Source organism: Sphingorhabdus profundilacus (assembly GCF_009769755.1).
In the GTDB taxonomy this organism is placed as follows: domain Bacteria; phylum Pseudomonadota; class Alphaproteobacteria; order Sphingomonadales; family Sphingomonadaceae; genus Sphingorhabdus_B; species Sphingorhabdus_B profundilacus.
In genome coordinates this window covers 382,085-408,090 of record NZ_SDWJ01000002.1, presented here as the reverse complement: position 1 = coordinate 408,090, position 26,006 = coordinate 382,085, and the positions used below count along the sequence as shown (strand labels likewise).

Annotated in this window: 24 protein-coding genes; 18 read left to right on the top strand and 6 right to left on the bottom strand. The window is 57.5% G+C overall.

Translation table 11 applies throughout. The annotated features are described in order from the left end of the window. Position 1 precedes the first annotated feature (1 nt). Positions 2-1,150 (bottom strand): homoserine O-acetyltransferase MetX, encoded by a 1,149-nt coding sequence (gene metX, locus EUU23_RS09765; protein ID WP_160353952.1) that lies wholly within the window; start codon positions 1,148-1,150, stop codon positions 2-4. A 707-nt stretch (positions 1,151-1,857) separates the two neighbouring features. Here metX and EUU23_RS09760 point away from each other — a divergent pair. Further along, entirely contained in the window at positions 1,858-5,184 is a 3,327-nt protein-coding gene (locus EUU23_RS09760; RefSeq protein ID WP_160353951.1) for a YadA-like family protein, read from the top strand. 370 nt (positions 5,185-5,554) lie between these two features. Here EUU23_RS09760 and EUU23_RS09755 read toward each other — a convergent pair whose 3' ends face one another. Further along, positions 5,555-5,761, bottom strand: a complete 207-nt coding sequence (locus EUU23_RS09755; RefSeq protein WP_160353950.1) for a helix-turn-helix transcriptional regulator — start codon at positions 5,759-5,761, stop codon at positions 5,555-5,557. Beyond that, positions 5,754-6,197 carry a hypothetical protein gene (locus EUU23_RS09750; RefSeq protein WP_160353949.1) on the bottom strand — a complete coding sequence of 148 codons (444 nt, stop codon included), beginning with the start codon at positions 6,195-6,197 and terminating at the stop codon, positions 5,754-5,756. Before EUU23_RS09750 ends, EUU23_RS09755 begins: the two co-directional genes overlap by 8 nt. Before the next feature lie 172 nt (positions 6,198-6,369). Here EUU23_RS09750 and EUU23_RS09745 point away from each other — a divergent pair, with 172 nt between their 5' ends. The 12 genes from EUU23_RS09745 (at position 6,370) to EUU23_RS09690 (ending at position 15,256) form a co-directional block, all read left to right on the top strand. Then, positions 6,370-6,822: a YbgC/FadM family acyl-CoA thioesterase gene (locus tag EUU23_RS09745; RefSeq protein WP_160353948.1), complete on the top strand. Its 453-nt coding sequence runs from the start codon at positions 6,370-6,372 to the stop codon at positions 6,820-6,822. Between the two features lie 8 nt (positions 6,823-6,830). Then, positions 6,831-7,523, top strand: a complete 693-nt coding sequence (tolQ, locus tag EUU23_RS09740) for a protein TolQ (protein ID WP_160353947.1) — start codon at positions 6,831-6,833, stop codon at positions 7,521-7,523. A 121-nt stretch (positions 7,524-7,644) separates the two neighbouring features. Continuing rightward, positions 7,645-8,094, top strand: coding sequence for a protein TolR (tolR, locus tag EUU23_RS09735; RefSeq protein ID WP_425505121.1), 450 nt, complete (start codon positions 7,645-7,647; stop codon positions 8,092-8,094). Positions 8,095-8,102: 8 nt separating this feature from the next. Further along, positions 8,103-8,927, top strand: coding sequence for a hypothetical protein (locus EUU23_RS09730; protein ID WP_160353945.1), 825 nt, complete (start codon positions 8,103-8,105; stop codon positions 8,925-8,927). Continuing rightward, positions 8,924-10,282, top strand: a complete 1,359-nt coding sequence (gene tolB / locus EUU23_RS09725; protein WP_160353944.1) for a Tol-Pal system beta propeller repeat protein TolB — start codon at positions 8,924-8,926, stop codon at positions 10,280-10,282. The genes EUU23_RS09730 and tolB overlap by 4 nt, the downstream gene beginning before the upstream one ends. Positions 10,283-10,332: 50 nt before the next feature. Further along, entirely contained in the window at positions 10,333-10,863 is a 531-nt protein-coding gene (pal, locus tag EUU23_RS09720; RefSeq protein WP_160353943.1) for a peptidoglycan-associated lipoprotein Pal, read from the top strand. Positions 10,864-10,905: 42 nt separating this feature from the next. Next, the gene (locus EUU23_RS09715) at positions 10,906-11,133 is read left to right on the top strand and encodes a hypothetical protein (RefSeq protein WP_160353942.1); all 228 of its coding nucleotides are present in this window, start codon (positions 10,906-10,908) and stop codon (positions 11,131-11,133) included. A 104-nt stretch (positions 11,134-11,237) separates the two neighbouring features. Then, positions 11,238-12,326 carry a YjgN family protein gene (locus tag EUU23_RS09710; protein WP_160353941.1) on the top strand — a complete coding sequence of 363 codons (1,089 nt, stop codon included), beginning with the start codon at positions 11,238-11,240 and terminating at the stop codon, positions 12,324-12,326. Between the two features lie 3 nt (positions 12,327-12,329). Continuing rightward, positions 12,330-13,418: a M48 family metallopeptidase gene (locus tag EUU23_RS09705; protein WP_160353940.1), complete on the top strand. Its 1,089-nt coding sequence runs from the start codon at positions 12,330-12,332 to the stop codon at positions 13,416-13,418. 39 nt (positions 13,419-13,457) lie between these two features. Then, on the top strand, positions 13,458-13,712 hold the full coding sequence (locus EUU23_RS09700) for a DUF6356 family protein (RefSeq protein ID WP_160353939.1): 255 nt from the start codon (positions 13,458-13,460) through the stop codon (positions 13,710-13,712). After that, complete coding sequence (locus EUU23_RS09695) at positions 13,700-14,449, top strand: alpha/beta fold hydrolase (protein ID WP_160354688.1); 750 nt, start codon at positions 13,700-13,702, stop codon at positions 14,447-14,449. Before EUU23_RS09700 ends, EUU23_RS09695 begins: the two co-directional genes overlap by 13 nt. Positions 14,450-14,485: 36 nt before the next feature. Next, on the top strand, positions 14,486-15,256 hold the full coding sequence (locus EUU23_RS09690; RefSeq protein ID WP_160353938.1) for a tetratricopeptide repeat protein: 771 nt from the start codon (positions 14,486-14,488) through the stop codon (positions 15,254-15,256). Between the two features lie 2 nt (positions 15,257-15,258). Here the strand turns inward: EUU23_RS09690 and EUU23_RS09685 are convergent, their stop codons facing one another. Together EUU23_RS09685 and EUU23_RS09680 are read right to left on the bottom strand one after the other, a co-directional pair. Then, positions 15,259-18,018 (bottom strand): [protein-PII] uridylyltransferase, encoded by a 2,760-nt coding sequence (locus EUU23_RS09685; RefSeq protein WP_160353937.1) that lies wholly within the window; start codon positions 18,016-18,018, stop codon positions 15,259-15,261. A 60-nt stretch (positions 18,019-18,078) separates the two neighbouring features. Then, entirely contained in the window at positions 18,079-19,782 is a 1,704-nt protein-coding gene (locus EUU23_RS09680; RefSeq protein ID WP_160353936.1) for a class I adenylate-forming enzyme family protein, read from the bottom strand. A 76-nt stretch (positions 19,783-19,858) separates the two neighbouring features. Between EUU23_RS09680 and lgt the strand changes: the two genes are divergently transcribed. The 3 genes from lgt to EUU23_RS09665 all read left to right on the top strand — a co-directional run bounded on the left by lgt (position 19,859) and on the right by EUU23_RS09665 (position 24,083). Beyond that, positions 19,859-20,722, top strand: coding sequence for a prolipoprotein diacylglyceryl transferase (lgt, locus tag EUU23_RS09675; protein WP_160353935.1), 864 nt, complete (start codon positions 19,859-19,861; stop codon positions 20,720-20,722). Then, complete coding sequence (locus EUU23_RS09670; RefSeq protein ID WP_343032708.1) at positions 20,712-21,782, top strand: class I SAM-dependent methyltransferase; 1,071 nt, start codon at positions 20,712-20,714, stop codon at positions 21,780-21,782. The genes lgt and EUU23_RS09670 overlap by 11 nt, the downstream gene beginning before the upstream one ends. 120 nt (positions 21,783-21,902) lie before the next feature. After that, entirely contained in the window at positions 21,903-24,083 is a 2,181-nt protein-coding gene (locus EUU23_RS09665) for a prolyl oligopeptidase family serine peptidase (RefSeq protein ID WP_160353934.1), read from the top strand. Positions 24,084-24,265: 182 nt separating this feature from the next. Here EUU23_RS09665 and EUU23_RS09660 read toward each other — a convergent pair whose 3' ends face one another. Continuing rightward, the gene (locus tag EUU23_RS09660; RefSeq protein WP_160353933.1) at positions 24,266-24,601 is read right to left on the bottom strand and encodes a GFA family protein; all 336 of its coding nucleotides are present in this window, start codon (positions 24,599-24,601) and stop codon (positions 24,266-24,268) included. A 190-nt stretch (positions 24,602-24,791) separates the two neighbouring features. On the opposite strand from EUU23_RS09660, the gene EUU23_RS09655 reads away from it, so the two are divergent. Continuing rightward, a complete protein-coding gene (locus tag EUU23_RS09655; RefSeq protein ID WP_160353932.1) occupies positions 24,792-25,361 on the top strand; it encodes a hypothetical protein in 570 nt (189 codons plus the stop codon). 76 nt (positions 25,362-25,437) lie between these two features. After that, positions 25,438-25,977: a hypothetical protein gene (locus tag EUU23_RS09650; protein ID WP_160353931.1), complete on the top strand. Its 540-nt coding sequence runs from the start codon at positions 25,438-25,440 to the stop codon at positions 25,975-25,977. The last annotated feature ends 29 nt before the right edge of the window (positions 25,978-26,006 follow it).

Sequence of the window (26,006 nt, the reverse complement as noted above, 5' to 3'; positions counted from 1 at the left end):
GTCACAGATTTTCCCCGGCGCGCAGGAATCCGTCGACAATCCGGTTCATTTCAGGTGCATCGAGCAGAAAGCTGTCATGGCCAAAGGGGCTGGATAATTCGACAAAGCTCGCCGCCGCCCCCGCGGCATTCAAGGCATGGACAATCCGGCGTGACTCCGACGTCGGATATAACCAGTCGCTGTCAAAACTGATCAGGCAAAACCGCGCTTTTGTGGCGGCAAAAGCCTTGGCCAGTACCCCGTCATGGGGTTCAGCCAGATCGAAATAATCCATCGCGCGGGTGATATAGAGATAGGAATTGGCATCGAAGCGGTCGACAAAGCTTAGCCCCTGATAACGCAAATAGCTTTCCACCTGAAAATCTGCATCAAAGCCAAAACTCTTCGCGCCCATGCTGCCGTCTGGGCGGTTTTGCAGGCGACGGCCGAATTTTTCGGTCAATCCAGCTTCGGACAGATAGGTGATATGCGCCGCCATCCGCGCCACCGCCAAGCCCGAGGCCGGGGCCTCCCGCCCATAATAGGCACCATTATTCCAGCGTGGATCAGCCATGATCGCCTGTCGGCCAACCTCGTGAAAGGCGATATTCTGCGCCGAATGACGCGCCGTAGATGCAATGACCACGGCACAGCGCACCCGTTCTGGGAACAGCGTAGCCCAGCTTAACGCCTGCATTCCGCCCATCGACCCGCCCACCACCGCCGACAATATCGGGATATCCAGATGGTCGAGCAATATCGCCTGCGCCCGCACCATGTCACCAATGGTAATCACGGGAAAGGCCATGCCATAAGGACCGCCTGTTGACGGATCGAGGCTGGCCGGGCCGGACGATCCCATGCAACTGCCCATGACATTGATGCTGATGATGCAATGGCGCGCCGGATCAATCGGCTTGCCGGGCCCCACCATGCGCGTCCACCAGCCATCCTTGCCGGTTACCGGATGCGTTGATGCGACATATTGGTCGCCGGTCAGCGCGTGGCAGATCAGGATCGCGTTGGTTTTATCGGCGTTTAACGAACCATAGGTTTCATAGGCAAAATCAACCGGCGCAAACTCCGCCCCGCTTTCAAGCCTGACCGGCCCCAGCAGGCGCACCCTTTTATCCAACCCGAAACGCTCATCCCCTTGCATGCTTTTCGCCATATCAGCCACACGACGCTAAACAATAGAATATTTCACGCGCAGGCGACCAATCCCCCTCCCGCAAGCGGGAGGGGTTAGGGGAGGGGGCGGGCCGAAGGTCCGCCTTGCGACGTCAACGACACACCCTCCCCCAGCCCCTCCCGCAAGCGGGAGGGGGGAAAGAGGGCTAACTCGGCCTCTCCATGAACACAAACCCGTCGCCCTCAATACCACCCCCGCCACCCTGAACCCCCAACCACCGTCACCCTGAACTCGTTTCAGGGTCCATTTAACAGCCCATACCGCCATCCCAGTGACAAGCCACGCCTCGCCGCACCGTTGCTCTCTCGATTACACTTTAGTTGCCGTTTCACGATGGACCCTGAACCAAGTTCAGGGTGACGGAGAGCGTATCGTCAGTCACCCGCCTTCGCTTGCAGGTGAGGGCGATTCCTCTCCGCGCACTCTGCGTGAACCAAAAAAACGGCGTTAATGGTTCCACTCAGAGTACGCCGAGGGCGCGGAGGGAGCAGAATAAAGGCCTCGCCCGCTCCCCAAATCTTCGCGTCTTCGCGCGAACCAAAAAAGAAGCGGCCCACCCCCGCCACCCATATAAAACGTAGAACTATGTTTACATACAAAGCTACACTATGTATCGGTCGATCGATTCCCATTAGCACGCAAAAAGCCGCGCGCCGGATCAGTACGAAAAATAAAGGAGTATTCAGATGTTAAACCGTAAGAATTTACTGGCCGCCGCGCTCACCAGCGCGAGCCTTGCCGCGCTTACCATGCCGACGTCCGCTTGGGCGCAGGCGACTCCCAATAGCGTTGCTGATTGTGCTGTAGCGGTTGAATCTACAGGTACCAATCCTGCTGCTACACAGTTTGACCCTGTTACCGGCGATCCAATTCTTGATCCGGTGACGGGCGATCCTGTTCTTGTAGCAGCGGGCGACCCAATTCCTTTCAGCACGCAATGTGGCATTGGTTCTACGGCATCGGGCAGTGGCGCGACCGCTTTAGGCAATGTTTCCATTGCCGATGGCGCATTTTCAACTGCAGTTGGCGCCGGTTCATTTGCTATTGCGGATCGCAGCATTGCCCTTGGTGCTGGCGCTTTTGTGGCGGCAGTTGCCTCCGACTCGGTGGCCATTGGTAACGGTTCAGAAGCGGTTGATGCCTTAACCGTTTCGTTTGGCCGCAAGGCAGACCTGTCCGATCCGCTCAACCCAATTGATGCAATTACACGTCGTTTGACCAACATTACGGCTGGTATTGATGCAAATGATGCCGCTAATGTGGGCCAATTGAACGTCGCGATTAACAATGCTGTCTTTAACGGCGTTAACCCCTTTGTCGGTATCAGTACTCTGGTGTCTCAGGATTCTGCCACTTTTGGTGAAGACTCCATTGCTATCGGTGCGGGAACCAATGTTGTCGGAATATCATCGGTCGGCATAGGAACATTTGCGACCGCCAATGGAGAGCAGTCGGCGGCATTCGGTTTTGGCGCATTTGCCGGTTCGAATGAATCGGTGGCGATTGGCGGCGATGCTAGTGTCGGATCGGCAAACTTGCGGGGTATCGCGATTGGTATCCGGTCGTTTGTTTTTGGCTTAGGCGTCAACGATTCGGTTGCTATTGGATCGGATTCGTTGGCGGATGCTGCTGATACCGTGTCGTTCGGTGCGGGCGCGAACACCTTGGGGATAGCCGAAAAAACTCGTCGTTTGGTGAACATCAAGGCAGGCACGGCGGACAATGACGCGGTTAACTTAGGTCAGGTAAATACACTGATTTCGCAGGCTGCATTAGGTGGTGGTGGTGTACCCGACAAATTTGTAAAAGTGAGTGCTGGTGGCACGGTTGGCGGAGTAATCTTCACGCCTGTGGATGCAGTAGCATCAGGAACGCGTAGCGTCGCCATTGGGGGCAATGCAAAGGCATCCGCAGACAACTCAGTTGCACTTGGTGAAGGATCGGATGCCGTAGCGGCGAACACTGTTTCAGTTGGCGGGAAGAATTTGAAACGCAAGATTACCAATGTTGACCAAGGCTTGGTCGCCGCGGGCAGCAGTGATGCCGTTACCGGGGCACAGCTATTCGCAGCTACTGTCCAGAACGCATTTATTGGCGTCGACACATCCAATTTCGGAACAGCTGCATTGGTCGGAACTGATGCCGTTGCATTGGGGGGTAACACCAATGCAGCGGGCCTGCGCTCGGTCGCCATCGGCAGTGGATCGGTTACGGCTTCGGGCGATGCGGACATAGTTTCTTTTGGTAGCAGCACAATCAAGCGTCGTTTGATCAATCTTAAAGACGGCAGTTTGGATACAGATGCCACGACACTGGGGCAGGTGAAGCTTCTGATTGGCGAAGCCAAACTGGGCGGCGGTGCTAGCGGCGGGGTGGTTGTTCCCGCCAGCCTGTTTGTCGCGGTCAAGGAAGTTGCCGGTGCGGCGCCTGCGAATGCGGCGGTGGCGGGTACGGTTGCTCTTGGTGGTGCGTCCAACGCAACGCTGGCGGGCGCGGTTGCCATTGGTGAAGGTTCGAACGCTTTGGCAACCAACGCTACCGCGTTGGGTGCGGGTGCGAAAGTGGAGGCGAATGCAAATAACAGCGTTGCGTTGGGTTCGGGTTCGATTGCAACTGCGGCCAACACCGTCTCCATCGGTTCGGGTGTGACGGGCGACGCCTTTGCCACACGCAGGCTGGTGAATGTCACTGCGGGCACTGACGCCACCGATGCGGTCAATGTTGGCCAGTTAAATCTTGTCAAAGATGACGTGGCGCTCATCAAGGGTGATATTACACTCCTCAAAAATGCTGCCAGTGCTGGCGGCGCGGGTGGTGGTTTCCTTGCGGTAAATGTAGACGCAGCCGCGGTTGCATCAGCCGCGACTGGTATCGGTTCCATAGCCGCAGGTAGCAAAGCGGTGGCGTCCGGCAACGACTCGGTGGCCATTGGCACCGGTGCGATTGCCAAGAACGGCGCGGCAGTTTCCATCGGTCTGGGCAACACTGCATCTGGCAATGGTGCGGTTGCCATTGGTGATCCAAACACCGCCACCGGCCAAGGTGCGGTTGCATTGGGCTTCACCAACACCGCCACCGGCCTTGCGGCGGTTGCTTTGGGTTCGGAAAGCAACGCGCTTGGCGTTTCGGCGGTCGCGATTGGTGATGGCGCACGGGCCGCGCTGGATAAGAAGACTGCTGGATCTTTGGAAGCATTTGCCGATTCGAATATCGCCATTGGACGTAAAGCCCAGGCAACAGCGCAAACCACCATTGCCATAGGTAATGGGGCCGTTGCCAATGACGAAGACGCAACGGTTATTGGTGACAAGTCGCAAGCGGGTTTCCATGCCACTGCCGTCGGCGGTGAAGTCATTGCGAGTGCCGCTGGTGCACAAGCCTTTGGTTGGCAAACCAATGCGACCGGTGTGCGATCGACTGCGGTCGGTTTCCGCGCCAATGCCCTTGCCGAAGGTGCCATGGCTATTGGTGCCAACGCTACGGTCCGCGCTTCCGACACCAACAGTACAGCTATCGGTATTGGTGCGACAACGTCGCGGGCAGACCAGCTCGTCCTGGGTCGCGCCGCTGGTGTGGCGCAAAACGGAACACCGTTTAAGGGTACTTCGGTCACCATCGCCGACATCGCAGCCAGCACGGCGGCGCAGGTCGGGCCAACCGATGTCATGACCGTCGATGCCACCGGCACTGTTGGGCGTGACGCCTCCATCCGTCCGGCAATTGCATCCTTGCAAGCCGGGCAGCAGGAATTGTTTGATCTGGCCAACCTGAACCGTCGTGAAGCACGTCGCGGTATTGCCGCTGCATCGGCACTGGTTTCCGCCCCTATGCCTTCGGAACCCGGTAAGACCTCGGTCGTTGCCGGTACCGCATTCTACCGTGGTGAAGGCGCATTCAGCGTGTCGTTCAACCACCGTCTGAACCTGGAGGCTCCTGTCTCCTTCGGTGGTGGCATCGCGCATTCGGGTGGCAAAGACACCGTCGTCCGCGCCCATGTTGCAACTGAATTCTAAGCGGCACATAGCCTAAAAAATGGGGCGCTGGATTCATTCCGGCGCCCTTTTTTTTGCAAATTGACCCGTCGAAATTCCTCCACGAACATTTTTGGTCCATTGGAACTGATGACGAATACTGAGGGGCATTAGGTCCTGACGCTAATCCTCTCGACAATCTCTGTCTGATATCCGGTGCATGCGAAGCTCATGCAGATTTTTAAGGGGGTATTTTACACCTTCCTTGCGACTTGCGACCAAGTTCGCAGGCCTCACACCTCTTCCCGCAGGCAGGAGAGGGGCTATTAGTCAAATTCTGTCGATACATTCTTTAGGTCCTGACCCTAATGAATAGCTCCTGCCCTATTGGGGCCTTGCGGTGCAGGAACGGTTATTCGGCCAGGCTGAACAGACCCTCCACCGGGACGGCCAGGGCACGGGCCAATTTGAGCGCAAGGATTGTGGATGGTATGAACACGCCATTTTCGACCGTATTGATGGTCTTGCGACTTACACCGATATGCTCGGCCAATTCCGCTTGTGTCCAGCCGACTGCGACACGGGCTTCGCGGAGGCGGTTCTTCAATGTGTCAGCCATGACCGAGAGATCGTTGCTCCAATATACCGAAGCGGATAATCGAAGCGCCGACAGCTGCCGAGAGCAAAAGCCGTATCGCTTCGCGGCCCGATATCGGTTCATAAAAGGTGATGGCGTAGAGCGCGAATGCCGACACCACCGTCGCCCAAAACCCCGCGGTCATGGCGCGTCGCCGATTGTCGATCGTCGTTTCATCATTCATCAGCGCACGGACGGATTTGCCGCGAAACAAGCCGCCACCAACGGCCAATAGGAAAAGCAAGGCCGCCGCCCAAACCAGCCATGCCGCGAGTTTGAACGCCTGCGGTCTGTCCGAAGGAAAATCCACATCAAGGCTGGTCGCCAAGGTGCCCAAAAAAAATATGCCCAATAGGATCGATCCCCTCGCCCGTCGCCTCGTCAGCTTTTCGGCCAAAGCCATATCATTCAGCGCCATATCCATATCCTTTCTGTAACCCCAGGGTGACATATGTAACCTTAAGGTTACCTTAAGTCAATGATCTCGGTTTTGGCCAAAGGGGCAGTGTGATTCTGCGGTGCGACGAATTGAGCGGTCAATTGTCAAACCCCCTTCCCGCATCGGTTTTCTGGGATTAAGCACATGCCCAATGTCCCCGCCCCAACCCTATCACGGCCATTTTGAAGGCATGCGGCATATTTTTGCCGTGCGCGTTTATTTTGAGGACACTGATTTTTCCGGCATTGTCTATCATGCCCGGTATCTGCATTTCATGGAACGGGCGCGGTCGGACATGTTGGCCTGTGTCGGTATTGACCAACGGCGCGTGCATGAAGATGGGACCGGGGCCTATGCCGTCACTGAAATGCAGATCAAATACCGCCGCCCGGCGCAATTTGATGATGCCCTTTATGTCATCAGCACTGTAGAAGCCGTGCGTGGCGCCAGTTGCGATATTCATCAAACAGTCATGCGTGGCAGTGAAATATTGGTGACAGCGACCGTGACGGCTGCGTTCCTATCCCCCGACGGCAAACCGCGTCGCCAACCCGCCCATTGGGTGGCCGCGTTCCAGCCTTTTTTGAACCGCACAGAAGAATAAGGAATCCCATGAATCTGGTTTTAGCAGCACAAGCGGTGAATTTTTCTCCGATTACACTCTTCATGGATGCCGACTGGGTGGTCAAGGCGGTGATCATCGGATTGGCGCTGGCGAGCATCTGGGCATGGACGATCATCATCAGCTTCACATTGAAGATGGCGCGGATCAACAGCCAGACGGACAAATTTGAACGCGACTTCGGCACGAACACCGATATAGACGGCTTTTACACCGGTCATGGCAAAAGCGAATTGCCCATGGCGCAGGTATTTGCCGCCGGTGTCGCTGAATGGCGGCGTTCGACCAATGGCCGCACCATTGATCGGGCCGGAACCCGGGAACGGCTGGCCACCGCCATGGATGCGACGATTGCCGCCGAAACCGACAGGCTGGCCAATCGCCTGAATTTTCTTGCAACCACCGGATCGGTCGCGCCCTTTGTCGGCCTGTTCGGCACGGTGTGGGGCATAATGCGGAGCTTTGCCGCCATTGCCGCCGAACAGAATAGCTCGCTTGCCGTCGTTGCACCGGGCATTGCCGAGGCGTTGTTTGCCACCGCAATCGGCCTGTTTGCCGCCATTCCCGCCGTTATCGCCTATAACCGTTTTTCTCACCGGCTGAACCAGTATGAAGCGCGTATGGGCCGCTTTGCCGATAGTTTCCACGGCACATTAAGCCGCGAGCTGGAGCGGGAAGGATGACGGCGCTACGATCTTATTCCCCTTCCGCTTGCGGGAGGGGCCGGGTGAGGCTCAGTGGCATCACCGGCTCAGATTCACCCTCCCCTAACCCCTCCCGCAAGCGGGAGGGGAACTGATGGCGATGAATCTATCCTCGGGCGGTGGACGCAGGCGGGGTCGGGGCGGACGGCGCGCGCCGATGGCGGAGATCAACGTCACGCCGCTGGTCGATGTCATGCTGGTGCTGCTCATCATCTTCATGGTGACCGCCCCCTTGCTGGTCACCGGCGTACCGGTCGAGCTACCCGAAAGCCGCGCCAATGCCCTGGACCAGAAGGACGAACCGATTGAAATTGCCATCGACAAGGATGGCGCGACCTTCATCGACGGCACCGAAGTCGGCCCGGGCGACCTGCCCACACGACTGGAGGAGATTGCAGCGGCGCAAGACGCCAAAACGCCGCGCCAGATCATGCTGCGCGGCGACACGGCGATCAGTTACGGCCAGATGATGCGGGTGATGGGCGAGTTGAACCGGGCGGGGCTGAACAGTGTCAGCCTGGTCACGACAGGTTCATCTGGTGAAAATTAGGCAATAGCGTGATGGACCGGGCGGAGAAACTGGGATTGGGTACTGCCGTTGGTGGCCATGTCGTGCTGCTGGGAGCGATGGCGCTTGGCCTGATGATGTCCGCAGAACCTGTTACCAAGCCCGAAGCCATCTCGGTCTCGCTGGTCGGTGAGATTGCCGACGTCTCGACCGCGCCGGACGCCATACAGGAAGAATCCGCACCCCCCGCGCCGGGCGAAATCGAACCTACCGAGCCGCCGCCAAGTCCGGCGATGCAGATCGAGCGGCCGGTTGAAAAGCCGCAGGCCAAGCCTGTGCCCAAACCATTGGCGCGCGACACGCCGCCGCCTGCAAAGACCGCCACCAAAAAAGTCGCCGTCAAGCAGCCACCTGCCAAAAGCAACACTGCCGCGGCGAAGAGCGGGAAAGCGACGACCCCTGCAAAGCCGGGCGGGTTTAGTAAGAGCTCTTTAGACAGCATTGAGGCAATTGGCAAAGCCCCGGGCGCGGGCAAGGCTATCGGAACCTCAGCAGCAAAAATTTCAGCAGAAGTTCGGCGTGCTATTTCGGTGAGTATAAACAGTGAAGTCAGAGGTCCTTGGAATGCCTGTAAGTTTTCTGGCGTCGATGCCAACTTGCTAGTTACAATAGTAAAATTCGAGCTGAACCGAGATGGAAGCCTCAAAGGTTATAAATCGGTTGCGACGACAGGTCAGAACGACAGCAATAAATTTCAGGTCGGTCGGCATCAAGAATGTGCAAAGCTTGCGATCAAGCAAGCGTCACCTTTCAATCTTCCAGATGAAAATTTTGACTTTTGGAAAGACTACGAATTGGAGTTGTTTAAGAAATGACAAAAAGTATTTTCGTAGCAACTGTTTGGTTGATATCCGTATCGATTACCGGTCCTGCTTCAGCTCAGGCGCTCGCCTCTCCTCAAGAGTCAGCACCAAGAGAAGTTGTTGAAGGCACGCTTAGCAGTGAGCAATCGACTATTGCCGTCCCTGCCCTCGTTGCGCCCTCGCCTGCCGACACGCCTGCGGGCAACAGCACCGCGCTGGGTCGCCAGATTGCGGAAGTAATTTCATCGGACTTGCGCGCATCCGGGTTGTTTGAAACGCAAGGGCCCAATGGGCTGCGCGCCATCGGCTTGCCCGAAGTCACTGCACCGCAATTCGATTATTGGAAAGCACGTCCGGTCGAACAGCTGGTGCAGGGCTTTGTCCGCGTGGGCGGCGATGGTAATCTGACCGTGGGCTGCTATCTTTATGATGTCGGCTTTGGCAATGAAACAACCCGCCTCGGCTTTAACGTGCCGCCGCGTGAATGGCGCCGCGCCGCGCATAAATGCGCCGATGCGATCTATTCGAAACTGACCGGCGAGCTGCCCTTTTTCGACAGCCGCATCGCCTATATTGCCGAGACCGGTCCCAAGGGCAAACGGGTCAAGCGCCTTGCCATCATGGATTCGGACGGTGCCAACCACCGCTTCATCACCAATGGCCAGTCGACCGCGCTGACCCCGCGTTTCTCCCCCAATTACAAATCGATCCTCTATCTGTCCTATGTCGACGGCAATCCGCGTATCTATGTGTATGATATCGACGCCGGACGGCAGCGGTTGATTACGCAATCGCGCAACCCGACCTTCGCGCCGCGTTGGTCCCCCGACGGGCAGACAATCCTTTATTCGATGGCGGTATCGGGCAACACCGATATCTATAAAATCTCGGCATCGGGCACCGGCACGCCGGTCAAGCTGACCACAGCACCGGGCATTGATGTCGGCGGCAGCTTTTCGCCCGACGGCCGCCAGATCGTGTTTGAAAGCGACCGTTCGGGCAGCCAGCAGATCTACGTCATGAACGCCGACGGTACGAACCAGCGCCGGATCAGCTTTGGCCAAGGACGCTATGCAACACCTGAATGGAGCCCGCGCGCCGACCTGATTGCCTATACCCGCATCGCCGGGGATTTCCGCGTCGGTACGATGCGCCCCGATGGTTCGGGCGAACGCCTGCTGACCGATAGCTGGCAGGATGAGGCGCCCACATGGGCGCCCAATGGCCGCGTCATCCAGTTTTTCCGCACGGCAAAAGTGAGTGGTAAAACAAGCATATGGCAGGTAGACTTGACCGGTTCGAACGAACGCAAGCTGCCCACGCCGGTCGATGGATCCGATCCGGCTTGGGGTCCGGTCTTGCCATAATGGCTTTACAAGATGAATTTTAGCGGGGCCGAAAGAAAAGGAGTAAGCTGATGAAAAGCAACACAGTCAAAGGGATGGCATTATTGCTGGCGAGCACGGCATTGGTCGCAGGATGCGGCAAGAAAGATGTCGAGGCGCTGCCGCCTGTTGCCGAACAGACCAATTACGGAGAGACGGCCACCGAAACACCCCCCGTCACCAATGCCATCCGGCCAGGAAGCCAGGAAGATTTTCTGCAAACCGTGGGGCAATATGGCGACCGCATCCTGTTCGACACGGACCGCTTTAACGTCGACACCGAAGACCAGTCCGTGCTGCAGGTTCAGGCGCAATGGCTCGCCCGTTACCCCAATACGCGGATCACCGTCGAAGGCCATGCCGATGAACGCGGCACGCGCGACTATAATCTTGCATTGGGGGAACGCCGGGCGAATTCTGCCAAAAATTACCTGATCTCGGTCGGCGTTGATGCCAGCCGTATCCAGACGGTCAGCTATGGCAAGGAACGACCACAGGCGCTGGGTTCGGACGAACAAAGCTGGGCACAAAACCGCCGCGCGGTGACGGTTACTATTCAATAAACTAGGCCGTGAACTCATACATATCGTCGTCGAGGCGTCAAAATGGCGAAGATATCGGGCCAAAATGCGCGCTGTCAGGCAGTTATTCTGCCTGCAAGCGTATTTTGGTTCGAGATCAAAGCCATTTTGACGTCCGAAGGATTTGACCCATTTTGCCCAGGGCTGCGTCAGAAAGCCTTGAGATATATCTATATCCCTGCGGCTTCCTTCCTTGCCCTGTGCAAAATGGCCTCAAACCTCGACGACGATATGTATGAGTTCACGGCCTAAGCGAGCGACGCGCTTTTGTCCAAGCGCGTCGCCCTTTGACGTGGCTGTTCTTGACAAGTCCAAGTCCTTCCGCGCATGTTTTGCCAAGCATGAGGGGGTAGAAGATGAACGACGATCCGGCACAGCGGCATAGCGCCTTCCGTTTTCACGGAAACTGGCAGGAATTTGCCAGAATCGCCTTTCCCAATCTGTTGCTGACCATTGTCACGCTGGGCATTTACCGTTTCTGGGCGACCACGCGGGAACGGGAATATCTGTGGAGCAAGACCGATTTCATCGACGAACGGCTCGAATGGACCGGCCGGGGAATCGAACTTTTCATCGGCTTCATCATGGTATTCCTGCTGATCGGCCTGCCGATCATTGTCATCCAATTTATATCTCAGGGCCTTATTTTCCGCGGTCAGACCGCCGTCGCGGGCATTGTTACCATCGCGATGTTTGTCCTGCTATTCTACCTCAGCGGCGTCGCCTATTTCCGCGCGCTTCGCTATCGGCTTAGCCGCACCTATTGGCGCGGAATTCGGGGCGGTAGCAACAATCCCGGCTTTGGCTATGGTCTTTCCTATATGTGGAAAAACTTTGTCGGCGTGCTGCCGATATTCCTGCTCGTGCCATGGTCGATGATATCGCTGTGGAATGAACGCTGGAATTCGATGAGCTTTGGCCCGCACAGCTTCGAATCCACTGCCCGGTGGCAGCCATTGATGAAGCGCTATCTGCTTTTCTATCTGGTCCCGTTTCTACTGTTCTTCGGCGCGATCACATTGGCGGTCGCCGCGGCAACCTCTGGCGCCGACATCGGCGCGCTGGGTGGTGCAGGGATGGCGGTTGGCGGCATATTGGTCGTCATTGCGATCTTGGGCCTTTACATCATCCTGCCGCTCGCCGCGCTTGCTTATTACAGCAAATATTTCCGTATCGCGGTGGGCGGCCTTCGCCTGCACAATCTCGAATTCGAATTCCGCGCGCGCGCGCCGAACTGGATCCTCTTTTTTCTGGCGAATATGGCCATTGTGATCTGCACGCTCGGAATCGGCTATATCTTCATGCCGTACCGAAACTGGAAATTCTTCATCGACCATCTGGAAGCTTATGGCGAAATCAACATTGACGAATTGACCCAGTCCGAAACGGTCGTGTCGAAACATGGCGAAGGCCTGCTTGACGCCTTTGATGTCGGCGCGATCTGATCGATGGAGACATTTTTCAACGTCTGGCATTATGATGGCCGAAGCGCCGTGCGCCGGAAGGTCGAGATCCAGACCATCGGACGCCAGTTCTTTCTGCTGGAAAATGAACGGCGGCACGGCCCCTTTGCGTTTTCCGACGTCGAATATGTCACACGCAAAGAGGATGTCGACGTATATGGCCTAACCGATGTTGATGGCTGGCGGCTCATGCTGTCGGGGCCTGTCCCCGACGAATTGTCGGAACTTCTGCCGGTGCAGCGCAAATATGGCGGGTGGGTTGATCGGCTGGGCCTTGGCAAGGCCACCATCGCCTTCACGCTGGCCAGCGCCGCCGCTGTCGCGATTGTCCTGCTCAGCCCCCAATGGCTCGCCCCGCTTATTCCCGACAGCATTGACAGGCAGCTGGGCGATGCGCTGGTCGGTGATTTCGGCGGACGTTTCTGTAGCACGCCCGCCGGCGACGCCGCCTTGAAAAAGCTGGTCAATTCGCTTGATCGCAACCCGCAAGATCTTCAGGTCGAGGTCGCCAAGATCGATATGATTAACGCCGTCGCCCTGCCCGGCGGCAAGGTCATTTTGTTCGACGGCCTGGTAAAGCAGGCCCGGTCGCCCGACGAAGTGGCCGGTGTCCTCGCCCACGAAATCGGCCATGTGCGCGAAAAGCATGTGATGCAGGCGCTGCTGCGGCAAATGGGTCTTGCCGTCGTGCTCGGCGGGGTGGACGGAAATAGCGGCGCGCTCGTCAACAATATGCTCGCCATGAGCTACAGCCGCGAATCCGAGGCGGAGGCCGACGCGCATTCGATGAAAGCGCTCGGCACCGCCAATATTTCGCCCGTTGGCACCGCGTCATTCTTTGACCGATTGTCCGAATTGGATGGCAGCGCCCGCGACGGGGACAACGGCCAGGGAATTGCAGGCTATATGTCGAGCCACCCGCTTTCCCGCGCGCGTAAGCAGGCATTTGAAAAGAGCATCGTGAAGGGCAGGAATTACAAGCCCGCGCTAACCCCGACCGAATGGACCGAGTTGAAAACCATGTGCACCCAAGACCGCAAGGCGAAATCAGGCTTTGGTTTTGAATTTGAATGATGCCGCGCTATTGCGTGCAAAAAGGAGACCGCCCCCAATATGTTCCGCCGCCTGTTCATCGATCACCCCAAAAGCGTTGACGAAAATTATCTGCAGCATTTCGGTGTGGCCAGCCGCTTCGGTTTGACGATGATCTGGGGCGGCATGAAGGCGCTGGTGCATGCGCTGATTCCCGGCCTGTGCATCACATCGGGGAGCGACACCGTCAGGCGGCTCAACACAATCATGGTCGAACAGCGCCGGGCCAAAGGGCAGGATGTCGCCCAGACCTTGACGGTTGACTGGATCATTTGACGCTGGTCGAACCGCCTGTCCAATATGTGCGCCGTCGGGACGGCACCCGTCTTGCCTATCGCCATTTGCACGGCGAAGGCCCGACGCTCCTGTTCCTGCCCGGCTATATGTCCGACATGCAAGGGGGCAAAGCACAGGCGCTCGCCGCATGGGCCGAATGCCACAACCGCGCCATGTTGCGGCTCGATTATTCGGGCTGCGGGGAAAGCGACGGGAAATTTGAATCGGGAACCCTTGATATCTGGCGCGACGATGTTTGCGCGGTCATCGCTGCGGTCGTCACGGGGCCTATCATTATCATCGGGTCGTCCATGGGCGGTTGGTTGATGCTGCTGGTGGCGCAAGCGCTTGGTGACCAAGTCCGGGCGCTGGTCGGTATCGCGGCAGCGCCTGATTTTACAGACTGGGATTTTGACGCAGCCGATAAGGCCACCTTGCTGGAAAAGGGCAGGATCGAACGGCCAAGCGATTATGGCTATGACCCCATGGTGGTGACGCACGCCTTTTGGCAATCGGGGCAGGACAATCTGCAATTGACCGGCGCCATCGCCATCAACTGCCCGGTACGACTGATCCATGGGCAACAGGACCCCGACGTTCCTTGGGACATTTCGGTACAGCTGGCCGCGCAGCTTCGTTCAGCAGAGGTGCAGACGATCTTGATAAAAGATGGCGACCACCGTCTTTCGCGCGACCAGGACATTGCATTATTGATCGATGTGGTGGCAAAACTCTGACGCGGATGGCCGCCGCGTCCACATTTTGGATAATTTATGCTTCTGCTTTCTCTCCTTCTCCAGTCGGCGGTTCCTGCATCAGCGCAGCCTTTGCCGACGCTTGACGAAATCCAGTTCAGTGAATGCCTGAAACTGGCGCGAACCGACGCGCCGTCGGCCATGGCGCAGGCAGGTGAATGGACGCAGAAAAGCGGGCACTATCTCGCCCGCGCCTGTCAGGGATTTGCATTGGCAACCGATTTCGAATTCGAACTGGCGGCGACAATATTCGCCGAAGCCGCCAGGGGCGCAGAAGCAAAAGCCGACAGCCGGTCGGCGCGTTTCTGGGCACAGGCGGGAAATGCCGCCATCGCCGCGGGCCAAATGGAAAGTGCATTGGCATCGCTGGACAGGGCGCTGGCCACGCCCATGCTGGACAAGGGCGAGCGCGCCGACGGTGAAATCGACCGCGCCCGCGCGCTGGTCGCGCTCAACCGGAATGCGGAAGCCGAAAAGGCATTGGCATCGGCGCGCACGCTGGCCCCTGAAAATGCGGCCGCATGGCTGCTATCGGCCACGCTTGCGCGGCGCGGAGATAAACTTTCCGAAGCCTTGGCCTTTATCCAGACATCGGCGGCGCTCGCGCCAAAAGATCCTGCGGTTGCGCTGGAGGCCGGCAATATCGCCATTGCCGCCGGTGACGACAGCACCGCGCGCAAACAATGGGAACAGGTCCTGTCCCTTGCCCCGAACAGCCGTCAGGCAACCAGTGCAAAGGCGCAGCTGGCAACATTGGGCATCGCACCCGCGCCATTGGAATCGCGCTAGAATCAGGCGGCAGCTTTGCTTTTTGACGGAAGCTTACCGGCAGCCGCGTCGATCAGACGGGCTTCAAGTGATTTTAGCCGGGACCGACTTTCGATTTTGCCGCCCAACAAATCGGTTACATAAAAAGTATCGACCGCCCGTTCGCCATAAGTTGCAATATGGGCGCTATGCAAGGTCACCTTTGATTCAAACAATGCCTGTGCGAGATTGTTCAGCAATGCCGGGCGATCCAGTGCATTGACTTCGATTACAGTGAAACGGTTCGATGCCTGATTTTCGATAAATACCGAAGGTGCGATCTTGAAAGCATCTGCACGGCGAAGTGCTTTTGGTTTTGCGTCAAGCTGCGCCATCAACCTGGCGCGGTTGGTTAGCGCATCCTGAATATTGCGGGAAAGCCGGGTCAATTGGCCTTGTTCTCTGAATGGCCGCCCAATCGGATCCTGTATCAGGAAATTGTCGATTGCCATGCCGTCGCTGCTGGTGTGAATGCGGGCATCGATAATATTTCCGCCCGCCAAATGGATCGCACCGGCGATCCGGTAAAATAGTCCGGGATGGTCGGCGGCAAAAACGGTGACCAATGTCGCCCCCCGCTCCGGATAAAAACAGGCGTCAATTGCAAGATCGGTATCTTTGTTCGCAAGCAGATGCTTGGCATTGCGTGCGATGATGTCCGAAGGTTCGGCTATCCAATAGGCATCGGGCAAGCGCTTTGCCAATTTGGCAAATTCCGGCGCGGGTAAGCGCAGCTCATTTTCCAGCAATTCCTTTTTCGTGGCAATACGCTCTTCACGACCGCGTTGCTTATGGCCCAGCCGCAACACTTCCTCGGTTGCTTCATAAAGGTCAGATAGCAATTGCCGTTTCCAACTGTTCCAGACGCCGGGCCCCACGGCACGGATATCGACCACAGTCAGAACGAGTAATAGCCGCAATCTTTCTGGCGATTGGACCGCCTGGGCAAAATCCAATATGGTTTTGAAGTCCGCCAGATCGCGTTTGAACGCGGTTGCCGACATGAGCAGGTGGAAACGGACCAGCCATGCCACAGTTTCGGTTTCCGCCGGATTAAGCCCAAGTCTTGGACATAGATATTCGGCAACCTCTGCGCCCAAGACGCTGTGGTCACCGCCCCGGCCTTTGGCAATATCGTGCAACAGCGTTGCGACAAACAAGACACGGCGGCTGACAATTTGGCGCATGATTGCGGTCGACAAGGGATGGTCGTCCTTCAAAGCGCCCGATTCAATTTCCGCCAACAGGCCGATGGCGCGGATCGAATGTTCATCGACGGTATAATGGTGATACATATCGAATTGCATTTGGGCCACGACCCGCCGGAAATCGGGAACGAAACGACCAAATACGGTCGATTCATTCATCCAGCGCAATACAGTTTCCGGGTCCCGGGGTGACGAAAGCACATCGAGAAACAAGGCATTTGCGCGACTATCGCGCTGCACATTGCGGTCGATCAGCCTTGCATCACGCTGCGCTGCGCGCATGGCGAGCGGGTGTATTTCCAGACGGTGCAAATCTGCGAGCTGGAATATTTCCAGCAACCGAACAGGGTCTTCTTCAAAAAATCGGTCATGCGGCAGGGCAAGTCGTCCACGGTCCAGTTGAAACCCATTCAATTTCCGGGGATTGCGGTTGAACGACGGCAAAAAGCGCCGCCCCTTTTTCGCCATGGCTTCATCAAGATGGGCAAGAAACAGGCCGGTCACATCGCCGACGGTTTTGGCGTTCAGGAAATAATATTGCATGAACCGTTCGACGGTCGACCGTCCCGGTCGATCCGCAAAATGCATCCTCTCGGCAACTTCGCGTTGCAGGTCAAAAGTCAGCCGGTCCTCGGCCCGGTTGGTGATGGCGTGCATGTGGCAGCGCACGGCCCACAGGAAATTCTCTGCCTTGCGGAACCGCCGATATTCATCCGCGGTCAGCAGACCCACGCCGACCAGATCGGATGCGGACGAAACCTGGTGGATATATTTCCCGATCCAGTAGAGCGTATGCAGGTCGCGTAAACCGCCTTTGCCGTCCTTGATATTGGGCTCCACCACATAGCGGCTGTCGCCCATGCGCTTGTGCCGCTCGTCGCGTTCGATCATTTTCAGCCGGACAAATTCCGACGCTGTCTTGCCGACGACCTCGCTCCAGAACCGGCGGCCTGCCTGCTCATAAATGTCGCGGTCACCCCAGACAAAGCGACTTTCGAGCAGCGCGGTGCGGATGGTCAGATCCTCTTGCGCCATTTTTACTGTCTCATCCAGCGACCGGCTGGATTGTCCAACCTTCAGCCCCAAATCCCACAGCAGATAGAGGATCGCCTCGACCACCTGTTCGGTCCAGGAGCTGCGCTTATAGGGCGTGACAAAGGCGATATCGACGTCGCTATGCGGTGCCATCTCGCCGCGTCCATAGCCGCCGACGGCCAGAACCGCGATCCGTTCGGACGCAGACCGGTTGGCGGCAGGATAGACATGGACGGTCACATAATCGTAGATCAGCCGGACAATCTGGTCGATCAGAAAGGCCTGTTCGGTCGCCGCGCGATAGCCTTGCGAAGGATGGAGTTGCAATCGTCGGTCAATCTCGCCCCGGCCGCGCGCCAATGCGGTTTGCAGCTGCTCCAGCACGCGACCGCGCTGGGTCAGTGTTTCGCGTTCCGACGCAATATCGTCCAGCGTTTCCGCCAGCGATTTCCGGTCGATAATATCGCGCTGCTTTACAATATGATCCGCCGTCGAAGCCATAAGGCCTCCTATACCCCTATTTCATCGGGGTCGAACCAAAATGCAGGCCGGTGCCCAAAGTTAGACAGGCGCACCGACCTTTGCATTATATTCGCGGCGCAACGTGACCCGGTCGATCTTCTGCGTGCCAAGACGCGGAAGTGGTTCGGGTGCCTGCCAGTAATGCACCGGAATCTTGAACGGTGCAAGGCGGGGGGCCAAAAAGGCTTTCAGATCGTCTTCCGGCAGGGGCACGCCGTCTTTGGTGTGATAGACGATGCCCGGCACTTCGCCATATTTGTCATCGGCAATGCCGAACACTGAAAGTTCGACGATCGAGTCATGCTCATAGGCGGCGGCCTCCACCTCGGGGCAGCTGATATTTTCGCCGCCGCGAATGATGATGTCCTTTTTGCGGTCAACGATATACAGATAGCCGTCTTCATCCAGATAGCCGATGTCGCCGGTACGGAAAAAGCCGTCGTCGGTGAAGGCGTCGCGGGTTGCCTGCTCATTATCCCAATAGCCGTTGAAATTGGCGATGGTCCGGATGCAGACCTCGCCGCGTTCGCCCTGCGGCATCGGGTTACCGTCGTCGTCCAGCATTTCGACCTCGACCAAGGGCTTGGTGGCCGGGCCGGTGCTGGTGGGCTTGAGCAGATAGTTTTCGGTGAAATTGCCGCAGCCCACGCCATTTGTTTCGGTCAGGCCATAGCCGAGCAACGGGTAACCCCAGCTCATTTCCTTGCGGATTTTCTTCACATGGTCGACCGGACGCGGCGCGCCACCTGCGGCAAAGGCGGTGCAGCTGGTCAAGTCATATTTGTGGCGGTTCGGGTGGGTCGCAAGCTCGATGCTCATCAACGGTACGCCGACAAAATAGCTGATCCGTTCCTTTTCGATGATCCGCATCGCCTCTTCGGCATCCCATTTGGGCATCATGACCAATTTGCGGCCAATGGCGAAGCTTTGCAATACCAGAGGCACTGAAGCGGTGACATGGAATAAGGGTACGTTGACCAAAGCCGAAGGTTGCGCGGGCATATTCTGGCCGGTTGCGCTCAATAATTCGAAAAAGACGAGTGTCTGCCCGACATAGCTCATCGCGCCTTGAACAACGCCGCGATGGTCGGAAACCGCGCCCTTGGACTGGCCGGTCGATCCCGATGTGTACAGAATGGTTGCATTATCCAGCGCATCAATGGCGGGCAGGGCTGTTTGTGCGCCCCCTCCCTGTGAGGTCAATACCGACAGGCCGTCAAGCGGCGAACAGTCATGGCTGAAAATCAGCAATTGGCAGTCGCCTATGTCCTGTCCTTCCAAACGCGCCGCGCGCTGGGCATCGGCGAGCACATAGCGGCAGCCGACCATGCGGATACCTTCAGCCAGTTCGCCGCCCTGCCACCATCCGTTGAGCAAAGTTGCAACACCACCTGCCATGATGATCGCCATATAAGCGACGATCCAGTTGGCCGAATTTCGTGCCGCAATTCCGACGCGCTCACCTTTTTGTAGTCCGCGGCCCTCAACCAAGCCACCGGCCAGGGCGCGTGCCGCGGCATAGGTTTCACGGAAGGACAGGCGGCAATCGCCGTCGACCAGAAATTCCTTGTCCGCATGGGTCGCACAGAAAAAGGCGAAATAATCCGACAGATTTGCCGGGGCTTTTGCCAACATGGGCATTTGCACCCCGTATTTTTCCACATGGGTAATGGTAAGGGGACCATCATTTTCCATCAGGCGCGTAATCGTCGCAGTGATCGCAAGGTCCAGATCGGTCGGCATTTTGATTCTCTCCTAAACTCTTTGTGCACCTTCTATTTCGCTCTATAGGAATGTCAAAATTTACCGAGGATTTCCTGTGTCATTTGAAATTATTGCGACCGCCGCCAATTATATCCAATATACCGACCTTGGGATTGGGCCGGTGGCGCTGGATTTGGGTTTTTTCCAGATTCGCTGGTATTCCCTGAGTTATCTGGTCACGATATTACTCGGTTACTGGTATCTCACCAAATTGCTGAACCGGCCCGGTGCACCAATGTCACGGGCGCATGCCGACGACCTAATTCTTTATATGACGCTGGGAATCATTTTGGGCGGCCGAATCGGCTACATCTTGTTTTACGATCATGATTTGCTCGCGCTCGACCGATTTTACAGGCTTTGGGAAGGGGGAATGTCGCTGCATGGCGGCACTTTGGGCGTCCTGTTCGCCCTTTGGCTCTTCACCCGCACCCACAAATTATCCTATCTTCGCGTGTGCGATTATATCGCAGTATGTGTACCATTTGGCACATTCCTGATCCGTCTTGCCAATTTTGTGAATGGCGAACTTTGGGGCAAGGTGACCGATGTGCCCTGGGCTATGGTCTTTCCTGCGGCCGACGAATTTCCCCGCCACCCGAGCCAGCTTTATGAAGCCGGACTTGAAGGCCTGTTGATGGCCGCGATTATCTGGCCGCTGTTCTGGAAAACGGATGCCCGGTACAAACCCGGCCTGTTAACCGGCGTGGCTGCGTTGATTTACGGCGTGGCGCGTTTCAGCGTCGAATTCGTCCGCGAACCCGACAGCCAGTTGAAATGGCTTCCCGAAATGACCGGGCTCAGCATGGGGCAATGGCTGACCATCCCGTTTTTGGTGTTGGGTATCTGGCTGATTGCGACCGCTGCAGGCCGCAGGCAGCGGGTCGAACCGACATCAGGCAGCGGCAGTGTCGCCTGACACCGGCCATCTGGCGCTTCGCCTGGCGAAGCAGATTGAGGGGTCCGGCCCGATCAGCGTCGCGGAATATATGCGGGCGTCGAACAGTGAATATTATGGTGCTGGCGACCCGTTCGGGGTCGAAGGCGATTTCATAACTGCGCCGGAAATCAGCCAGATGTTCGGCGAACTGATCGGCATGTGGCTGACCGACCTCTATTTGCGCCAGAATAGCCCGGCCAACTGCCATTATGTCGAACTGGGCCCGGGGCGCGGCACCTTGGCCGCTGATGCATTGCGCGCCATGGCGAAATTCGAATTTGCGCCTCCTGTACATTTTGTCGAAACCAGCGAGGCGTTGCGCGCACAGCAGCTCCAGAATGTCCCGCGCGCTGCCTTTCACGACCGGATCGAAAGTCTACCGACCGACGGGCCTCTGCTTGTCGTCGCGAACGAGTTTTTCGATGCCCTCCCCATCCGCCAGCTTATCCTGACCCATGCCGGCTGGCGCGAACGTGTTGTCGTGCGGGATCGCGGCACGAAATTTGCCGCCATGCCCGGTTCCTATCCGATGGATGGATCAGTCCCCGCCGCGTTCCAGAATTCCCCGGTCGGCAGCATCTTTGAATCTTCGCCCGATGCGGCGGCTATCATGTATGAACTGGCCACCCGGATCGCCACGCAAGGCGGCGCGATATTGGTCATCGATTATGGCTACACTCAACCCGCGCTGGGAAGCACGTTGCAGGCGGTAAAAACGCATGATTATGCGGACCCCTTTCTCGACCCCGGCACCTGCGATCTGACCGCGCATGTTAATTTTCTGGAATTAGGCAATCTGGCGCGGATGCGCGAACTGGTGGTGTCTGGACCCACCACACAGGGTGTCTGGCTCTCCGCGCTCGGCATCGGACAACGCGCCCTTGCCCTTGCGGAAGCGTCGCCTGACAAACGCGACGACATCTTCATCGCCCGTGACCGCCTTGTCAAAACCGGTGAAATGGGGACGCTCTTCAAAGTCCTCGCCGCGCATTCCGCTGACTGGCCTGTGCCAGAAGGTTTTGGTGGACCAGTGGTTTAACGCCTGTGCCCTGGGCTGATCGGGCGGGGCTTTGCGGCCCATGCAAGGAAACTATTGGCCTTCGCCGCGCAACGCACTAGGCATTGGGCGACAGATTCTTGCGAGATAGGGATTGAAAAAATGCGTAAAGCACTTTGGTTGGGGGTTGCGTTGATGGTGATGACAGGGCCGCAGGGCGCTTTTGCCCATGATGCGGGGGCGGATGATGCGGCGACAGCGGATATGGCGGCTGATGTGGCGACCGGTCTGACCTATCCGCAGACGAAGACCGTCGATGTCGTCGACACCGCCTTTGGCATCAAGATCCCCGATCCCTATCGCTGGCTGGAGGATGATGTCCGCGTCAACCCTGCCGTCGCCGATTGGGTCAAGGCGCAGAACAAGGTTACCGACGCCTATCTCGATACGCTGCCCGGCAAGGATGTGCTCGCCGCGCGCATGAAGAAGCTGTTCGACTATGAACGCTTCGGCCTGCCTGAAAAGGCCGGCGGGCATTATTTCTTCACAAAGAATGACGGGCTGCAAAACCAGTCGGTGCTGTATGTCCGCAAGGGGCTGACCGGCAAGGACCGTATCCTGATCGATCCCAACACATGGGCAAAGGACGGCGCGACCGCGCTCGACGCTTGGGTGCCGTCGAAAAATGGCAAGCTGCTGGCCTATTCGATCCAGGATGGCGGTTCGGACTGGCGGACGATCAAGGTGCTCGACACCGCGACCGGCAAGATCCTGACCGACGAGATCAAATGGGCGAAGTTCACCAACATCAGTTGGGTCGGCAATGATGGCTTCCTCTATTCGCGCTTTGCCGAACCGAAGGAAGGCGCCGCTTTCCAGCAGCTCAATTACAACCAGACCGTCTATTACCACAAGATCGGCACCCCCCAGTCGGAAGACCAGGCGATTTATGCGACCCCCGACAAGCCCGAATATGGCCACAGCGCGCAGGTCACGCATGACGGCAAATGGGCGCTGATTACCACGTCGCAGGGTACGGACGAGAAGTACGAACTCCACATCATGCCGCTCGGCAAAAAACCGTCGTGGAAAGCGCAGCCGCTGGTCAAGGGGCTGGAGCATGAATGGCAATTGGTCGAAGGCATGGGCAAAACGCTCTGGTTCGTGACCAACAAGGACGCGCCGCGCCTGAAGGTTGTGTCGGTCGATGTTGCTGGCAAGGCGCCGGTCTTTACCGACATCGTGCCTGAACGCGCCGAAACGCTGACCCGCGCCCAGATTGTGGGCGAGCGCCTGATCCTGTCCTATATCAAGGACGCGAAATCTATGGCGATGATGACCGATTTGGCCGGCGGTCCGGCCAAGGAAATCTCGCTGAACGCCATCGGCACGGCGAGCGGTTTTTCCGGCACGCCGGGTGACCCCGAAACCTTCTACGGCTTTTCGAGCTTCAACCAGCCGGGCGCGGTCTATCGTTTCGACAGCCGCACAGGCCAGTCGACGTCCTTTGCCGAGCCGAAGCTGAGCTTCAATCCCGCGGATTTCGAAATCGAACAGCTGTTCTACCCGTCAAAGGACGGAACGAAGATCCCCATGTTCATCGTCCACAAAAAGGGCCTCGACCTTAGCAAGGGCGCGCCGACATTGCTCTATGGCTATGGCGGGTTCAACATTTCGCAGACGCCGACCTATTCGGCGACGCGCATGGCGTGGATCCAGTCGGGTGGTGTCTTTGCGCTTGCCAATCTGCGCGGGGGCGGCGAATATGGAAAGCCGTGGCACGATGCGGGCCGCCTGATGAACAAGCAGAATGTGTTCGACGACTTTGCCGCGGCGGGTGAATATCTGGTGGCCAAGGGCTACACCGCCAAGGGCAAGCTCGCCATAGAGGGCCGCTCCAACGGCGGTTTGCTGGTCGGTGCGTCGCTGAACCAACGGCCGGACCTGTTCGCCGCGGGCCATGCCGCCGTCGGCGTGATGGACATGACCCGTTTCGACCGCTTCACCGCGGGCCGCTATTGGGTCGACGATTATGGCAGCCCGGCGAAAGAAGCCGATCTGAAGATGCAGCTGACCTATTCGCCCTATCACAACATCAAATCGGGCGTCGATTATCCGGCGGTGATTGTCTCCACCGCCGACACCGACGACCGCGTGGTGCCGGGGCACAGCTTCAAATATACTGCGGCGTTGCAGGCGGCAAAGACCGGATCGCGGCCCAAGATCATCCGCATCGAAAGCCGCGCGGGCCATGGCTCGGGCAAGCCGACCGACAAGCTGATCGAGGAATATTCCGACATCTACGCCTTCCTCGCCAAATGGACGGGGCTGGAGCTGAAGTAAATTTGCAGTCTGGAAAGTATGGCACGCAGGAGCCAAATGCGTGAAAAGCACATCTTTTCCCTCCGTCACCCTGAAACAAGTTCAGGGTGACGGGGGTTGGGGGTTGGGGGTCAGGGTGACGGGGGTTGGGGGTTGGGGATCAGGGTGACGGTTCTGGAGACACTTCGGAAAATCCCGCCTCCCTAATCCCCCGCATTATCCAGCTTACGCACCTCAACTGTCGCCTCGTCGAAATCGTCGAGCAACCGCGCGTTGATGCCCATTTTGCCGAAGTCCTCGCCCAGCGTAGCCCAGTGCGTCCCGCAGCCGCAGGTCGGGCAATGGTGGATGCCGATCATCCTGTCGCCCCAGATATAGGCCTTGGTCTCGCCCGAAATGCTCACCTGTTCCGGTGGGTAATAGGCGGTGCGCCAGGCGGTGCGGCGGCAGAGCGAGCAGTTACAATCCGCCACCCATATTGGCGTGTGCGGCACCGCGATTTGTATGTTGCCGCAATGGCAGCTTCCGTGAACTCTCATAGCGATAGTCTATCGGCAGTTGGCGGTGTTCGCAAGAACGACCGAAAGTGGGTCCGGGCAGGCCGTTCATAAAAAACCTCACTTTCCTGAACAAAAGCTGACAAGTCAATTCAGGAAACCGTCAAGACGAATCACCTATTCAGTACCTGTCCGCACGGGAAACAACTCGTCGCGGCACAGGAGACTGAAGATGAATTTTGTAACCAAAAGCTTGCTAAGCGCCGGAGCTGTTGCTGCAGCTTTGGTGAGTGTATCCGCCCCGGCCATTGCCCGTGACCGGCATGACCGTGACCATATCAGTGCCGGTGAAGTCATTGCTGGTGCGGTTGTTTTGGGCGGTTTGGCCGCTGTTATTGCGGCATCGGATAATGACCGCGATTATGACCGTGGCGACCGTTATGATTATAACCGTGCAGGCTTTGGCTATGACAATCGCTTTGGCGGTGGCCGGTCTGCGGTCAATCTGTGCGTGAATGGCGTTGAACGCTGGGCCAATAGGTACAGCCGTTCCGATGTCACCCAGATCCGCGACATAGAACGCACCCGTTATGGCTATCGCGTCAAAGGCAATGTTGTCGTTAAAGATGGCTGGCGCGGGAACAACCGGGGGTATTATGGTTATGACCGGTACGACCGGGATGATCGTTACGGCTATGGGAACGGCTATGGCCGTGGCTATGACAAGGGCAGGTTTACCTGCTATGTCGAACGCGGGCGGGTTGTCGATATCGACTATAGCGGGCTTGATCGCTGGCGGTAATTTGGGGCGACAGCCACCTCCGGTTCGGAAAGTGGCTGTTCCCTTTTTTATTCAATCAAAATAACAGGAGGCAAAAATGGGGTATTTTCACAAGAGCGCGCTGACCATCGGTACGGCTGCACTATTGGCAACATCGTTCACCCCCGCCATGGCGGCGGTTTCGCTGGATCGGGGGCAATCCATATTGAAATCGGCCGGCGAATATAATGGCTGGGGCCGACGTCACCACTATCGGCACCGCGACCGTGTCGATGGTGGTGACATTCTTGCTGGCATCGCCATATTGGCCGGGATTGCCATTGTCGCCGATGCAGCAAGCAAGGGCAGTAAGAACGACCGTGATGCGGAACGTTATCCCGACACCCGTCGCTATGACGACCAATCCGAAAGCACCCGCGACACCGCACGCAATAATGATGTCGCCAGCGCGGTCGAGGCCTGCACAGGTGCCGTGCAAAGGGACGGTGCGCGCGTTGACGAAATCCGCAATGTAACCCGCGACGGCGCAGGCTGGCGCGTGGAAGGACGCATATCAAGTGGCAATAATGATGAATTCACCTGCGGCGCAACCAATGGCGAGGTCGACTTCATCCAATTTGGCGACCGCGATATTTAGGAAATAACGGGAGCGGCAGTGCCAATCCC

What these genes read in the sequence shown, in the direction of transcription:
- metX (WP_160353952.1), bottom strand. Translation starts at nt 1,150, where the DNA reads ATGGCGAAAAGCATGCAAGGGGATGAGCGTTTCGGGTTGGATAAAAGG.
- EUU23_RS09760 (WP_160353951.1), top strand. Translation starts at nt 1,858, where the DNA reads ATGTTAAACCGTAAGAATTTACTGGCCGCCGCGCTCACCAGCGCGAGC.
- EUU23_RS09755 (WP_160353950.1), bottom strand. Translation starts at nt 5,761, where the DNA reads ATGGCTGACACATTGAAGAACCGCCTCCGCGAAGCCCGTGTCGCAGTC.
- EUU23_RS09750 (WP_160353949.1), bottom strand. Translation starts at nt 6,197, where the DNA reads ATGGCGCTGAATGATATGGCTTTGGCCGAAAAGCTGACGAGGCGACGG.
- EUU23_RS09745 (WP_160353948.1), top strand. Translation starts at nt 6,370, where the DNA reads ATGTCCCCGCCCCAACCCTATCACGGCCATTTTGAAGGCATGCGGCAT.
- tolQ (WP_160353947.1), top strand. Translation starts at nt 6,831, where the DNA reads ATGAATCTGGTTTTAGCAGCACAAGCGGTGAATTTTTCTCCGATTACA.
- tolR (WP_425505121.1), top strand. Translation starts at nt 7,645, where the DNA reads ATGAATCTATCCTCGGGCGGTGGACGCAGGCGGGGTCGGGGCGGACGG.
- tolB (WP_160353944.1), top strand. Translation starts at nt 8,924, where the DNA reads ATGACAAAAAGTATTTTCGTAGCAACTGTTTGGTTGATATCCGTATCG.
- pal (WP_160353943.1), top strand. Translation starts at nt 10,333, where the DNA reads ATGAAAAGCAACACAGTCAAAGGGATGGCATTATTGCTGGCGAGCACG.
- EUU23_RS09715 (WP_160353942.1), top strand. Translation starts at nt 10,906, where the DNA reads ATGGCGAAGATATCGGGCCAAAATGCGCGCTGTCAGGCAGTTATTCTG.
- EUU23_RS09710 (WP_160353941.1), top strand. Translation starts at nt 11,238, where the DNA reads ATGAACGACGATCCGGCACAGCGGCATAGCGCCTTCCGTTTTCACGGA.
- EUU23_RS09705 (WP_160353940.1), top strand. Translation starts at nt 12,330, where the DNA reads ATGGAGACATTTTTCAACGTCTGGCATTATGATGGCCGAAGCGCCGTG.
- EUU23_RS09700 (WP_160353939.1), top strand. Translation starts at nt 13,458, where the DNA reads ATGTTCCGCCGCCTGTTCATCGATCACCCCAAAAGCGTTGACGAAAAT.
- EUU23_RS09690 (WP_160353938.1), top strand. Translation starts at nt 14,486, where the DNA reads ATGCTTCTGCTTTCTCTCCTTCTCCAGTCGGCGGTTCCTGCATCAGCG.
- EUU23_RS09685 (WP_160353937.1), bottom strand. Translation starts at nt 18,018, where the DNA reads ATGGCTTCGACGGCGGATCATATTGTAAAGCAGCGCGATATTATCGAC.
- EUU23_RS09680 (WP_160353936.1), bottom strand. Translation starts at nt 19,782, where the DNA reads ATGCCGACCGATCTGGACCTTGCGATCACTGCGACGATTACGCGCCTG.
- EUU23_RS09665 (WP_160353934.1), top strand. Translation starts at nt 21,903, where the DNA reads ATGCGTAAAGCACTTTGGTTGGGGGTTGCGTTGATGGTGATGACAGGG.
- EUU23_RS09660 (WP_160353933.1), bottom strand. Translation starts at nt 24,601, where the DNA reads ATGAGAGTTCACGGAAGCTGCCATTGCGGCAACATACAAATCGCGGTG.
- EUU23_RS09655 (WP_160353932.1), top strand. Translation starts at nt 24,792, where the DNA reads ATGAATTTTGTAACCAAAAGCTTGCTAAGCGCCGGAGCTGTTGCTGCA.
- EUU23_RS09650 (WP_160353931.1), top strand. Translation starts at nt 25,438, where the DNA reads ATGGGGTATTTTCACAAGAGCGCGCTGACCATCGGTACGGCTGCACTA.